Here is a 13,351-nt window from a genome sequence, read left to right on the forward strand (position 1 = left end):
GTGCTGATCGGCGTCCCGATGGAAACCGGTGCGGGGGAAACGCGCGTGGCCGCGACCCCCGAAACCCTCAAGAAACTGATCGGCCAGGGCCACCAGGTGGTGGTGCAACAGGGCGCTGGGGAACGCGCCAGCGTGCCCGACGCGGCCTATGCCGCCATCGGCGCCCAACTCGGCGATGCCGCCGCGGCGCTGGGCGCCGACCTGGTGCTCAAGGTCGCGGCGCCCGATGCGGCAGAGCTGGCGCTGATGAAACCCGGCGCCGTGCTGATCGGCATGCTCAACCCCTTCGCCCAGGAGACCCTGGACCAGCTCAACACCCGCGGCCTCACCGCCTTCGCCCTGGAAGCGGCGCCGCGCACCTCCCGCGCCCAGAGCCTGGACGTGCTCTCATCCCAGGCCAACATCGCCGGCTACAAGGCGGTGATGCTGGCGGCCGACCACTATCCGCGCTTCATGCCCATGCTGATGACCGCTGCCGGCACGGTGAAGGCCGCGCGGGTGCTGATCCTTGGCGCCGGGGTGGCGGGGCTGCAGGCCATCGCCACCGCCAAGCGCCTCGGCGCGGTGATCGAGGCTTCCGACGTGCGCCCTGCGGTCAAGGAGCAGATCGAATCCCTCGGCGCCAAGTTCGTCGACGTGCCCTTCGAGACCGAAGAGGAGCGCCAGTGCGCCGAAGGCGTCGGCGGCTATGCCCGGCCCATGCCGGCCACCTGGATGGAGCGCCAAGCCAAGGCCGTGCACGAGCGCGCCAAGCAGGCCGACATCGTCATCACCACCGCGCTGATCCCCGGTCGCCGTGCCCCCACCCTGCTGCACGAAGCCACCGTGGCCGAGATGAAGCCCGGCTCCGTGGTCATCGACCTGGCCGCCAGCCAGGGTGGCAACTGCCCGCTGACCGAGCTGGACCGGGTGGTGGTCAAGCACGGCGTCACCCTGGTGGGCTACGGCAACCTGGCCGCCCGGGTGCCGGCGGACGCCTCGGCGCTCTATGCCCGCAACCTGCTGGACTTCCTCAAGCTGATGTTCAAGGACGGGGCCTTCCACCTCGACCTGGAGGACGACATCGTCGCCGCCTGCCTGATGTGCCACGGCGGCGAATTGCGCCGCAAGAACGCCTGAGCCCCAGCCCGGCCCCTCTGCCTTTAAAGGACTGCCCCCATGGATCTGATTTCCGACGGCATCTACAACCTGATCATCTTCGTGCTGGCCATCTATGTCGGCTACCACGTGGTCTGGAACGTCACCCCCGCGCTGCACACCCCCCTGATGGCCGTGACCAACGCCATCTCCGCCATCGTCATCGTCGGCGCCATGCTCGCCGCCGCTCTCACCGTCACCCCGCTGGGCAAGACCATGGGCACCCTGGCCGTGGCCCTGGCGGCGGTCAACGTCTTCGGCGGCTTCCTCGTCACCCGCCGCATGCTGGAAATGTTCAAGAAGAAGGCTCCCAAGGCCCAGGCGGAGAAGCCCTGACATGAGCATGAACCTCATCACCCTGCTCTACCTCGTCGCCTCGGTGTGCTTCATCCAGGCGCTCAAGGGCCTTTCCCACCCCACCACCTCGCGCCGCGGCAACGCCTTCGGCATGGCCGGCATGACCCTCGCCGTGCTCACCACCCTGGCGCTGATCCACAAGCTCGGCAGCGAGCTGGCGGTGCAGGGCATCGGCTACGTTATCGTCGGCCTGCTGGTGGGCGGCAGCGCCGGTGCCTACATGGCCAAGCGCGTGGAAATGACCAAGATGCCCGAGCTGGTGGCCTTCATGCACAGCATGATCGGCCTGGCCGCGGTGTTCATCGCCATCGCCGCGGTGGTCGAGCCGCAGTCCCTGGGCATCGTCGCCACCTTTGGCCAGCCGATCCCCAGTGGTAACCGACTGGAGCTGTTCCTTGGCGCGGCCATCGGCGCCATCACCTTCTCCGGTTCGGTGATCGCCTTCGGCAAGCTCTCGGGCAAATACAAGTTCCGCCTGTTCCAGGGCGCCCCGGTGCAGTTCGCCGGCCAGCACATCCTCAACCTGGCCATTGGCGTGGCCATCCTCGCCCTGGGCCTGATGTTCACCTTCAGTGGCAACCTCGGCGCCTTCGCCGTGCTGGTGGCCCTGGCCTTCGTCATCGGCGTGCTGATCATCATCCCCATCGGCGGCGCCGACATGCCGGTGGTGGTCTCCATGCTCAACAGCTACTCCGGCTGGGCCGCCGCCGGCATCGGCTTCTCGCTGAACAACTCCATGCTGATCATCGCCGGCTCGCTGGTGGGATCGAGCGGTGCCATCCTCTCCTACATCATGTGCAAGGCGATGAACCGCTCCTTCTTCAACGTCATCCTCGGCGGCTTCGGCGGGGCGACGGAAGCGGCAGCCAGTGGCGGCAGCGGGGAGCAACGCCCGGTCAAATCCGGCTCGGCGGACGACGCCGCCTTCCTGCTGGGCAATGCAGACAGCGTCATCATCGTCCCCGGCTACGGCCTGGCCGTGGCCCGCGCCCAGCATGCGCTCAAGGAGCTCACCGAGAAGCTGGTGCATAACGGCGTGACGGTGAAATACGCCATCCACCCGGTGGCCGGCCGTATGCCCGGCCATATGAACGTGCTGCTGGCCGAGGCCGAGGTGCCCTACGACCAGGTGTTCGAGATGGACGACATCAACTCCGAATTCGGCCAGGCCGACGTAGTGCTGGTGCTCGGCGCCAACGACGTGGTCAACCCGGCGGCCAAGAACGACCCCAAGTCACCCATCGCCGGCATGCCCATCCTCGAAGCCTTCAAGGCCAAGACGATCATCGTCAACAAGAGATCCATGGCCAGCGGCTACGCGGGCCTGGACAACGAACTCTTCTACCTGGACAAGACCCTGATGGTCTTTGGCGATGCCAAGAAGGTGATCGAGGAGATGGTGAAGGCGGTGGACTAGGGGGATCTGGATCGCCGCCGGGTGGCTTGGCTCCCCAGGCGGCGAACGCCAGCCGTCCCTCTTCCGCAGGTCACTCAACGTCTCACCCTCTCTCCGTTGGCTGTCCAAGCCACCGTGCTCTTCAAGCCCCCATACGCCATTGACGTAGGCCCGCGACTCTAGTCCAATGGCTCTACGTCACTGACGCATGGACGCTGCAGATGATCTTCATCGAAACACCGGTTTTCACGCGGCTCGTCAAGGAGTTGCTCGACGACGACGCCTATGCCGAGTTTCAACGCTTTCTAGCGGAGCATCCCACGGCCGGGGACGTGATCAAAGACACCGGCGGACTGCGCAAAATCAGGGTCGCTAGCAACGGTCGTGGCAAGCGTGGTAGCTCGCGGGTGATCTACTACCAATTCACCGCAGACGCTCGCATCGCCCTGTTGCTGATCTATCCGAAGAACCAGCAGGACGACCTGACCGACGACCAGCGCAAGGCCCTCAAGGGCCTCATCGAACATTGGAGATAAGCACCATGGCCAAGTTCTTCGACGAGCTCTTGCAGAGCGCCACCGAAATGGACGAGATCGTCCGGGGGGAACGCCAATCCTCGCGCGAATTCCAAATCGATGCCCTGCAGATCAAGCAGATCCGCCAGGCCACCGGCCTGAGCCAGGCGCAGTTCGCCAGGAAGATCAACATAGACGTTGGCACCCTGCGCAACTGGGAGCAGTGCCGGCGCGAACCCACCGGCCCTGCCAAGGCGCTGCTGATCGCTCTCAAGAATGATCCTGAGCACGTCCTCGCCGCACTGGGCGCCTAGGCTCAAGCCACCTTTCATCCGTAAGACTATTCCGCCAAAACGCCCTTGACGCCTCGCCCTACCCCACCTAACGTGAACTCCATCACAAGGAAGCAGCCGTCACGATCCCCCGTCTCGGCCCCGGCCAGGACGCCGCCATGCCACCCAAAGACCGTCACGGCAAGACCGCGCAAGACTACCGCGCCGCGCTCGTCGCCGAACTCGACGCCGTTCCCGACTACCACCGCCGCCGCAAGGCTCAGCGCTCTCCCCTGCTATTCATCTGGCTACTGGTGCCTGTTGCCCTGCTCTGGCTCAACTGGCCATGGGTGCAGCGCTGGCTGCATCCCGCTCCTGTGGTTGAACCTTCCGTTGAAGTCGCGGAAAGCCAAACTCCCGCACCTCCACCTGTTCCCTCGGCACCTGCCCCGCGCCAAGCCATAGCCACCCCTCAGCCATTAGATGCCTGCCTCAAGCAAGGCAACGTGGTGGATGAAGAGGTACTGCGGTGCCGCTATGGCGCCGTGCCTCGCGCACAAGAGCCAGCTTCGGCTCCGCAGGGAATGGTGTCTGCGACCTATCTCGCCCAGTACAAGGCAGGGCGGGAGTTAGCTCCCGTGCGTACCTCTTCCTCACCCTCTTTCAGCGAAAGCCACTGGGTTCGTAAATGGGACGGCAGTGGCTCGTATTTGGCTAGGTGGGAGGTGCAAGACAATCGGATTAATTACGGCAGCGTTTGTGGGAATCACCGCAGGGGTTCGATTGAGTATCGGGAGTGTAGGAAGGGTGCGAAACAGTGGTTCAAGGGACAATGTGCAGCATTAGATAAGGCCAAGGGGCAGGAGTTGACTCGCGAGAGGTATTGCTCAGCGGCTGAAGAGTTTGGGCCGATGAGATGATCCATTTTTAGTAAAGCACTATCGAATCCGCCAATTCCAGTCCGTTCAAATCCATTTCTACTGCCCAACGCTTTGGCAGAGATCGGTCTATACTGAAAATTTCCCTTATATATTTTATACAACTTTTTGATTAAAAGAGGGCATATGGCAAAAAGAAGCGGCTTTGAGAAAGTGATTCGGGCCATAGCACGTGAAACAGCCAAACAGCAACGACTGCGAGCCTCTGAGCAACGCGCTCTAGAGCGTGAGACCGATCGTGAGCAGCGTCAACGAAGAAGGGATAGGGCTATAAAAGAACGCGAGCAAGCTCGCTATAGTCGCGAATCCGAGCGACTTGCAAAGCAAAACTATCTAGAATTTCAAATGCAAGAAGCACGCGACAAAAATGATAACATTACGCTTTCCCTAAACGAACTTGAAAATATCTTATCCGCAACATTAATGGTTGATGATACAGTTACCTTTGACTCGCTTAGGGTTCTAGAAAACCCATCGCCATTCGCTCCAGCAAAGTCTTTAACAACTGCAATAAAAGGCCCCTCTTTAGAGTCATTTACGTCAAAGCTGCCCTCCTTACCTTGGTATGCTTTTTTGATACCGGGCTACAAATCCAAACACTCCGAAAAACTAAGACTTGCCAATGAGCAATACATTGCTAGCGAGCAGCAAGTCAACATTCAGAACACGCAACGTTTAGATCTATTGAAGAAAGCTCGCGAGGACTATGAAGCAAGGGTGTCGGCTTTTCTAGAAAAGAAAGCGCTTCGCGATTCTGAAGTCGATGCGTTTCGTTACTCTTATTATGAGGGTGACCCGGAGTCTATTATAGCTTACTGCAGCATGGTTCTCGAAAAATCTGTCTACCCAGAAGGTTTTCCGCAAAATTTTTCTCTGGCCTACCAACCTGAATCAAAACAACTGGTAGTTGAGTACGAAATCCCTACCGTAGAGATAATTCCAAGCGTAGCTGAGTATCGCTATGTTAAAACCAGGGACGAAATCGTTGAGAAACTGCGCAAACCCGCAGAAATAAAAGCATTATATTCAGATCTTGTGGCGAGCATAGCACTAAGATGCTTACATGAAATCTTCGAGGCTGACCAAGGTGAGTTTCTTGAGACCTGCTGCTTTAGCGGATATGTGAGCACAATCGACCCCGCAACCGGACGCGAGATACAGCCACATCTTGTTTCTGTCCGAACGACGCGCAAAAATTTTACAGAGATAGATTTAGCGCGGGTAGACCGCGCCGTGTGCCTAAAAAACCTAGGCGCCCATGTTTCTAGATCCCCAAGCGAAGCTCAACCCGTCAGACCCATTATTGAGTTTCACATGATAGACAAACGTTTTGTTGACCAACAGGACCTTACGTCACAGTTGAGTTCTGCCACCAACCTGATGGACCTTAACCCATACGAGTTTGAAACTCTTGTAGCAAACCTTTTCTCAAAGATGGGACTGGAGTCAAAACTTACAAGATCCTCACGAGATGGAGGTGTTGATTGTATTGCTTACGACCCTCGCCCAATTTTAGGAGGGAAAGTAGTAATCCAAGCAAAACGCTATAGGCACACCGTGGGAGTTTCAGCAGTTAGAGATCTTTATGGAACGATGATGAACGAAGGTGCAAACAAAGGCATCCTAGTAACCACTAGTGGCTATGGACCAGACGCTTTTGAATTTGCTAAAGACAAACCCATAGAGCTGATCGAGGGTGGCGGATTGCTTTTCCTCCTCCAAGAAATAGGAATCGAAGCACGAATATTGATGCCTGAGAATTAGGAAACGCACAACAATTAAAAAACAATAAAAAATTTCTGATTGCGAGCCTATAAAAATCACCCCTAGAATAACTACCGCAAGATCTAAACAAATACCAACACAAAGTCATACCCTAAAACCATCACGCGCACTAGAGAACAACCCCTCAAAAATCAAACCACATTAACCCTATCCAGGCATCACATATCAATCCATTGGCCGATTGAAAGTCCTGCATCGTCAATTAGATTACTCCCTAATAAAGCCAACACCTCTGTCCATTTCTTATCAATTAGTACACTCGGCCACAGCAATCACTCACAAGGACCGTCCCCATGCAAACCTCCCGCTCCCTCATGGTCGCGTTGCTCTTGGCCAACACCGGTGCCGCCTGGGCCGCGTCCAATACGGCCAACGTCCAGCAGAACGGCGGCTTCAACGTGGTGAACCTGAACCAGGGCAGCGAGCTGTCGGCTCGCAACCAGGCGGATATCCAGCAAAGCGGCAGTTTTCTCAATGCCCAGGTCACCCAGCAGAACGATGCCGATGACCGTGTGCGGGTGCTGCAGACTAATGGCAAGAGCGCTGTCGAGGTCAATCAGGCGTGGGGCTCGCAGCGCCTGGTGGATATCGAGCAGCGCGATGGCGGCTATGACCGGGTGCAGGTCGATCAGGGGCCGGGCAGTGGCAACGAGACGGTGGTGCGGCAGAGCGGCTTGCGGCAGGACACCTCTGTCCATCAGGACGGTGGCTATCACCGCATCGATATCGAGCAGGACAGCTATGCCGCGGGCCAGAACACCCTGACGGTGCGTCAGGATGGCCTCGACGGCAAGCTCGACCTGGCTCAGCACGGTGACCGCCAAGACCTGCAGGTGACCAGCTTCGGCCTGCGCAACGGGGTCTGGGTGAGCCAAAACGGCGAGGACTCCAAAACGCTCATCGAGCAGCGCGGCAATGACAACTATGTCGGTCTCAAGCAGGCCGGCGAGCGGGTGGATTCCACGGTGGTGCAGGAAGGCAACGGCAACGATGCCCGGGTCCGGCACTCCAGCAGCTACTCGCGCCCCAGCAGCGTCGACATCGCCCAGCGCGGCGATCTCAACCGCGCCGATGTGAACGTCTATGGCGTGGGCAGCACCCTGACCCTGGCGCAGACCGGTAACGGCAATGGCGCCTCCGCTATCGTCTCGGGCGAGGGCAATCAGCTGGACCTGGCGTCCACTGGCGACGGCAATGGCATCAATGCCTATTACCTCGGCAACGATGGTCAGCTGAAAGTGGATCAGCAAGGCAACGGCCTCGGGGTAACGGCCTACGTAACCGGCGACGCCTCCCGCATCACTGCCAGCCAGAGCGGCTTCCAGCACACCGCCGACCTGACCCAGAACACCGCCGGCAATGCCATCAACATCACCCAGAGCGGCTTTTCCAACCATGCGGTAATCAACCAGTAGGTCTAATTCGTCGCGCAAAATGGGCTGAAGTTAAAGGGGCTTATCTTCTCAATGCCTCGCTATACGTTGACATGTACGCTGCCAAACAAGCTAGCGGAAAAGCATTAATACCGGCCTTGGAATTGCGGCTTCGGCTCAATTAATCGCAGGACAAGGCCTAGCAGCCAGCGCGTAAATTCAATCCAAAGGCTGTCTTGTACCTGCCACAGTAGGCAGGTACTGTCGCTATACCTAAACAGCCCGAGGCTATAGCGCACCATGAAAGACTTCGATGCCGGCTCTTTCTCTGACGTTGCTCACACTCCGCTGGCCAGTGCTCTGTGGCAATTCTTGCACAGAGACACCTCTATAGCTTGTTTGGAAACCACCACCTATTTGAAACGACCCGCGATCGAGGGCCTTCAACCTCATCTGCTGGCTGAATTCGGCGATGAAATCAAAGCCGATAGAGTGAAACAGATGACCGGGCGCATGGTTAAGCAGGTAATGGAGAGCCTAGGCTATCGCCTGGAGCAAATTGACGTCAGCATCCGAAGAAAGGATCTATACAAAACTGCTGCCCGCTATGCCAAGCCCGAGGAACAACAATGAGCAAGTTCATTTGGACCGAGGAAAACCTGCCGCAGCTTGGTCTTATCTTCCTGAGAACGGTTTTGGACAACATGCGTAGAGAAGGCGCGACGGTCAGATTTGGTAACACCGGGCAAGGTATAAAACCCAACTACCAGATTCGCTTTCCCAACAACAGATCCATATCGTTCAGTGGGCTTAGCCACGAGAAGTTTATTGGACCCGACTTGTTCGAAGAAAAAAATCTATCGGAGTCTTTTCCTCGTAACGTCATCCTTAGGGCCTACGCAGGAACTAAAACCTCATCTCAACCTGAGAAAGCCTAGGTAAAAATGGGCCGACAGAGCAGAACTCCACTGCGCCTTCCTGTCGGCCGATCTGTTCTAGTGAATTGGTTCGCTATAACTAGCGTTTCCAGGCGTCTATCCCGGCAATAGACCGTACAGCTAATCATCGGGCATGATGCTGGCCCCCTGACCGAACCGCCTGGGCTACCCTCTGAGGCTAGTCACGATCTGGAGGGCGTACTCGCATGGCAGCCAAACTCAAGGGCAAGACCGCCCTGGTCACTGGCGCGGCCCAGGGCATAGGCGCCGCCATCGCCCGGGCCTTCGTGGCGGAGGGCGCCTTCGTCTATGTCACCGACCTCAACGATGACCTCGGCCGCGCCGTCGCCGCCGAGCTGGGGGACGGTGCCCGCTACCTGCACCTGGATGTGCGCCTGGAAGACGACTGGCAGCGGGTGACGCGGCAGATCCTCGCAGAGCGTGGCCGGTTGGACGTGCTGGTGAACAACGCCGGGATCACCGGCTTCGAGCAGGGCCTGGTGGCTCACGATCCGGAAAACGCCCGTCTCGAAGACTGGCACGCGGTGCATCGCACCAACCTCGACGGCGTCTTTCTCGGCTGCAAATACGGCATCCGTGCCATGCGCCCGGTTAGGGCCGGGTCCATCATCAATATCTCCTCGCGCTCCGGGCTGGTGGGTATCCCCGGCGCGGCGGCCTATGCCTCGTCCAAGGCCGCCGTGCGCAACCACAGCAAGACGGTGGCCCTCTATTGCGCGGAGCAGGGCCTCGCGATCCGCTGCAACTCCATCCACCCCGCCGCCATCCTCACGCCGATGTGGGAGCCTATGCTCGGCGCCGGACCGGACCGCGCGGCCCGCATGGCGGCGTTGGTGCGGGATACGCCGCTGCGGCGCTTTGGCCGGCCCGAGGAAGTGGCCGCGGTGGCGTTGCTGCTGGCCTCCGACGAGGCCGGCTACATGACCGGCAGCGAGCTGAATCTGGACGGCGGCCTGCTGGCCGGTTCGGCGGTGACGCCCGCGACGGCGGAAGCGCCCTAGCCGGAGAGTAGGCAAAGACCGCGGCCTGGCGTAAGCGGCTATGCCGGTGTTTCAGAGCAGGGTGTCTTCCTGGTGGTAGAGCCGCAGCCCACGCGCCTGATAGTTGGCCAGAGCGGCCGGGTGATCCAGGGTACAGGTATGCACCCAGACGCGCTCGGTGCCAGGCCAGTCCCAGGCGGAACGCAGGGCATGGCTCAGCAGCGGTCCACCGAAACCCAGGCCCATGAAGGCACCGGCCAGACCGAAGTAGCGGATCTCGGCATTGCGGCCATCGGGGCGGTACAGCTCGTAGTAACCGGCGATGGCGCCGCGGTGATAGGCGACCCAGGTGCGGTGGCCTTCCTGCTCCACCAGTTCGCGCCATTGGGCGTCGCTCCAGCTGTCGAGATCGCTCCAGTCCCACGCCTGGCCGACCAGGGCATAGAGGAAGCGATTGAGTTCGGGTTGCGGCACCTCGCACTCGACGATCTGCAGGTCAGGCCGTGGCGGCTTCTCGCGCAATTCGGTCGGCGCGGTCATCTCCAAGTAGAAGGTGGTGTAGCTCTGCGTCATCGGCTGATTCCTCTATAACGTCAGGCCCGATTGTGACCAGAGCCAGGGGGATGCCACCAGCCTGATTGCGACCTCTGACACGCGGGCCTGAGCGCGATAGCGAGACCTTGCCCTGGAGACCTGAGGTGGTATTGGATGAGTGCCCTACCTGTCGAGGATAACCATCATGCCTCTCTCATCGCGGCTGACGCCCCTGTCCGAACAGAACACGACGGCAGAACAGCAGCGCGTGCTGGCCGAGATCCAAAGCGGTCCACGGGGCAATCTCGACGGGCCCTTCCTGGCCTGGATCCACAGTCCGGCGCTGGCCGATCATGCTCAGCGCCTGGGTGCGTTCTGCCGCTACGGCACGCGACTGGAATTGCGCCTCACCGAACTGGCGATCCTCACCACCGCGGCCTGGTGGCGCTCCCAGGCCGAATGGCAGATCCATGAGCCCATCGCCCGTCAGACGGGTCTCCCTGACCAGGTGATAGAGGCACTCAGGCAAGGCCGCGTGCCGGTCTTCGCGACGCCTGAAGAGGCCTGCGTGCATGCCATTGGCGTCGCGCTCTACGACACCCGGCGGGTTCCCGAGGAGCTCTATCAGCAGGGCGTGGCGCTGTTCGGTGAAGCGGGGATGGTCGAGCTGATCGGCGTCTATGGCTACTACAGCCTGGTGGCCATGACCCTCAACGCCTTCGCGGTGGATCGGGGCGGCGACGCGCCCCTGCCCTTCGCCGAATAGCGCCGGCTGCTCGTGGCTACCCGGCCACGGCCGCACCGGTCGCCCGACCGCGCCAGGCCAGGACCAGGGCCATCGCCAGACCCAGGGCGGCCATGCCGGCGCCGGCCAGGGAGATCGCCGGATAGCCGAGACCGGCATCGATCACCGCGCCGCCCAGGGCCGCGCCGAGGGCATTGCCCAGGTTGAAGGCGCCGATGTTGACCGCCGACGCCAGATTGGGGGCGTCCTTGGCGGCTTCCATCACGCGCATCTGCAGCGGCGGCACCAGGGCGAAGCTGGCGATGCCCCAGACGAGGATGGCTACGGCAGCCGCCAGCGGCCAGCGCATCAGCACGCTGAAGGCCAGCAGCCCCACGATGAGCACGCCCAGGGAGGCGATCAGGGTGCGATCGATGGATTTGTCCGCGGCCTTGCCGCCCCAGAGATTGCCCAGGGTCAGGCCGACGCCGAACAGCACCAGCATGGCGGTGATGAAGGCCGTGGAGCCATGCGTCTCACGGGCGAGGATGGGCGCGATATAGGTGAAGACGGTGAACATGGCGCCCGAGCCGACCACGGTCAGTCCAAGGGCGGCCAGTACCGGCGGACGCCCCAGCACGCGGATCTCGGCCAGCACGCCGTCGCTCGGCGGCAGGGCCACGTTGGGCAGGGCGAACCAGAGCGCGGCCATGGTCAGCAGGCCGAGACCGGCGATGCCCCAGAAGGCCTGGCGCCAGCCGAGCAGTTCACCGAACCAGGTGGCCAGGGGCACGCCGCCGATGGTGGCCAGGGTCAGGCCCATGAACATCGCGGCGACCGCCCCGGCGCGCCGGTCCGGGGCGACCACGCTGGCCGCCACCAGGGCACCGACGCCAAAGAAGGCGCCATGGTTGAGGGAGGTCACCACCCGGGCGATCAGCAGGCTGGTGTAGTCGGTGGCCAGCGCCGACATCAGGTTGCCCAGGGTGAAGATGGCCATCAGGCCGATCAGCAGCTGGCGACGCGGGATGCGGCCGGTGGTCAGGGTCATCAGCGGCGCGCCGATCAGCACGCCCAAGGCATAGGCGCTGATCAGGAGGCCCGCCGCCGGGATGGAGACGCCAAGATCGGCAGCGATGCCGGGCAGCATGCCCATGGGCGCGAATTCGGTGACGCCGATGCCAAAGGCGCCGGTGGCCAGGGCCAGCAGGGGTGGATTGATACGCATGGGAAAGGCTCCTTATCTATGCGGTGAATGCTAAGCTCCTCGCTCGAACGCCGGTAGACGGCGGTTTTGGCATGCACCTTTGCTCTGGAGTCACAAGTGGATCTGACTGGTCGCTCGGGAGAGATGGCGGTGTTCGCCCAGGTGGTCGAGGCTGGCAGCCTCTCGGCAGCGGCCAGAGCCCTGCGCCTGACACCTTCGGCGGTGAGTCGCTCCATCGCCCGCACCGAGCAGCGCCTGGGTACGCGGCTGCTGCTGCGCACCACCCGGGCCATCACCCTCACCGCCGAGGGCGCGGCCTATCTGCGCGCGGCGCGGCGCATCCTGGCGGATCTGGCCGAGGTGGAAGAGGCCATCGCCGACCAGGGCGTGCCCCAGGGACGGCTGCGGGTCAGCGCCGCCCTCGGCCATGGCCGCATGACCCTGGTGCCGCTGGTGGCGGCCTTCAGCGCGCGCTATCCGGATATCGTGGTGGACCTGGCACTGGGTGACGAGGTGGTGGACATCCTCGCCGGCCAGGCCGACGTGGCGATCCGCTTCGGCCAACTGGCCGACAGCCCCCTGAGCGCCCGCCCCATCGGCGTCACCGGGCAGGTGGTGGTAGCCTCTCCCGCCTACCTCGCCCGCCACGGCACGCCTCAGGTGCCGGAGGACCTGCTCGAACACAACTGCCTGAGATTCAACTTTCGCCGCGCCCTGCCCGACTGGCCCTTCGTCCGCGACGGCCAGGCCTTCGCCCTGAAGATCAGCGGCAACATCGAGTGCAACAGCGGTGAGGCCCTGGCGCTGCTGGCCCGGGAAGGCGCCGGCATCGCCCGTATCGGGGAATTTAGCGTGGCCGACGACCTGCGCAGCGGCGCCCTGGTGCCACTACTGGAGGCCTGGAATCCGGGCGATCTGGAGCCGATCCATGCGGTGTTCGTCGGCGGCGCCACCATGCCGGCGCGGGTGCGGGTGTTCGTGGACTTCCTGGTGGAGCGGCTGGGCAGCTGACGCGCCCTTCGACCGGCAGCGTCCCGGTGTGGGCAGGCGCTTTGCCGCCTGCGTCATTCGCCAAGCCGGTCCGCTTGTAATAGTCTGAGCAATCAACACGCTTAGATCGGGTCCGCGTCGCGGCGTCATCGCTCACGGCAAGGCCGCTCGCTGCCCGTTGCGG

General features: G+C 61.6%; 15 protein-coding genes. 13 read left to right on the plus strand and 2 right to left on the minus strand.

All coding sequences use genetic code 11. The annotated features are described in order from the left end of the window. The 11 genes from V6W80_RS20025 to V6W80_RS20075 all read left to right on the plus strand — a co-directional run bounded on the left by V6W80_RS20025 (nucleotide 1) and on the right by V6W80_RS20075 (nucleotide 9,733). On the plus strand, nucleotides 1-1,119 hold the full coding sequence (locus V6W80_RS20025) for a Re/Si-specific NAD(P)(+) transhydrogenase subunit alpha (RefSeq protein WP_338545192.1): 1,119 nt from the start codon (nucleotides 1-3) through the stop codon (nucleotides 1,117-1,119). Between the two features lie 39 nt (nucleotides 1,120-1,158). Then, the gene (locus V6W80_RS20030) at nucleotides 1,159-1,473 is read left to right on the plus strand and encodes an NAD(P) transhydrogenase subunit alpha (protein WP_059316180.1); all 315 of its coding nucleotides are present in this window, start codon (nucleotides 1,159-1,161) and stop codon (nucleotides 1,471-1,473) included. A gap of 1 nt (nucleotide 1,474) precedes the next feature. Next, nucleotides 1,475-2,911 (plus strand): NAD(P)(+) transhydrogenase (Re/Si-specific) subunit beta, encoded by a 1,437-nt coding sequence (locus V6W80_RS20035; RefSeq protein ID WP_338545193.1) that lies wholly within the window; start codon nucleotides 1,475-1,477, stop codon nucleotides 2,909-2,911. Nucleotides 2,912-3,111: 200 nt separating this feature from the next. Continuing rightward, nucleotides 3,112-3,426: a type II toxin-antitoxin system RelE/ParE family toxin gene (locus tag V6W80_RS20040; RefSeq protein WP_338545194.1), complete on the plus strand. Its 315-nt coding sequence runs from the start codon at nucleotides 3,112-3,114 to the stop codon at nucleotides 3,424-3,426. Between the two features lie 5 nt (nucleotides 3,427-3,431). Beyond that, on the plus strand, nucleotides 3,432-3,719 hold the full coding sequence (locus tag V6W80_RS20045; protein WP_338545195.1) for a helix-turn-helix domain-containing protein: 288 nt from the start codon (nucleotides 3,432-3,434) through the stop codon (nucleotides 3,717-3,719). A gap of 137 nt (nucleotides 3,720-3,856) precedes the next feature. Next, nucleotides 3,857-4,597, plus strand: a complete 741-nt coding sequence (locus tag V6W80_RS20050) for a hypothetical protein (protein WP_338545196.1) — start codon at nucleotides 3,857-3,859, stop codon at nucleotides 4,595-4,597. Nucleotides 4,598-4,741: 144 nt separating this feature from the next. Continuing rightward, the gene (locus V6W80_RS20055; protein WP_338545197.1) at nucleotides 4,742-6,379 is read left to right on the plus strand and encodes a restriction endonuclease; all 1,638 of its coding nucleotides are present in this window, start codon (nucleotides 4,742-4,744) and stop codon (nucleotides 6,377-6,379) included. A 314-nt stretch (nucleotides 6,380-6,693) separates the two neighbouring features. Then, complete coding sequence (locus tag V6W80_RS20060; protein ID WP_338545198.1) at nucleotides 6,694-7,815, plus strand: hypothetical protein; 1,122 nt, start codon at nucleotides 6,694-6,696, stop codon at nucleotides 7,813-7,815. A gap of 258 nt (nucleotides 7,816-8,073) precedes the next feature. Beyond that, on the plus strand, nucleotides 8,074-8,406 hold the full coding sequence (locus tag V6W80_RS20065) for a hypothetical protein (RefSeq protein ID WP_338545199.1): 333 nt from the start codon (nucleotides 8,074-8,076) through the stop codon (nucleotides 8,404-8,406). After that, nucleotides 8,403-8,711, plus strand: a complete 309-nt coding sequence (locus V6W80_RS20070; RefSeq protein WP_338545200.1) for a hypothetical protein — start codon at nucleotides 8,403-8,405, stop codon at nucleotides 8,709-8,711. Before V6W80_RS20065 ends, V6W80_RS20070 begins: the two co-directional genes overlap by 4 nt. 206 nt (nucleotides 8,712-8,917) lie before the next feature. Further along, nucleotides 8,918-9,733, plus strand: a complete 816-nt coding sequence (locus tag V6W80_RS20075; protein ID WP_338545201.1) for an SDR family oxidoreductase — start codon at nucleotides 8,918-8,920, stop codon at nucleotides 9,731-9,733. A 51-nt stretch (nucleotides 9,734-9,784) separates the two neighbouring features. On the opposite strand, the gene V6W80_RS20080 is transcribed toward V6W80_RS20075, so the two are convergent. Beyond that, nucleotides 9,785-10,285, minus strand: coding sequence for a GNAT family N-acetyltransferase (locus V6W80_RS20080; protein WP_338545202.1), 501 nt, complete (start codon nucleotides 10,283-10,285; stop codon nucleotides 9,785-9,787). Nucleotides 10,286-10,451: 166 nt separating this feature from the next. Here V6W80_RS20080 and V6W80_RS20085 point away from each other — a divergent pair, with 166 nt between their 5' ends. Further along, nucleotides 10,452-11,012: a carboxymuconolactone decarboxylase family protein gene (locus V6W80_RS20085; RefSeq protein ID WP_338545203.1), complete on the plus strand. Its 561-nt coding sequence runs from the start codon at nucleotides 10,452-10,454 to the stop codon at nucleotides 11,010-11,012. A gap of 16 nt (nucleotides 11,013-11,028) precedes the next feature. On the opposite strand, the gene V6W80_RS20090 is transcribed toward V6W80_RS20085, so the two are convergent. Further along, on the minus strand, nucleotides 11,029-12,198 hold the full coding sequence (locus V6W80_RS20090; protein WP_338545204.1) for an MFS transporter: 1,170 nt from the start codon (nucleotides 12,196-12,198) through the stop codon (nucleotides 11,029-11,031). 96 nt (nucleotides 12,199-12,294) lie between these two features. Between V6W80_RS20090 and V6W80_RS20095 the strand changes: the two genes are divergently transcribed. Next, on the plus strand, nucleotides 12,295-13,188 hold the full coding sequence (locus tag V6W80_RS20095; RefSeq protein WP_338545205.1) for a LysR family transcriptional regulator: 894 nt from the start codon (nucleotides 12,295-12,297) through the stop codon (nucleotides 13,186-13,188). Nucleotides 13,189-13,351: the final 163 nt, after the last annotated feature.

Origin of the sequence: Pseudomonas benzopyrenica, from assembly GCF_036884265.1 — a bacterium.
In the GTDB taxonomy this organism is placed as follows: domain Bacteria; phylum Pseudomonadota; class Gammaproteobacteria; order Pseudomonadales; family Pseudomonadaceae; genus Chryseomonas; species Chryseomonas benzopyrenica.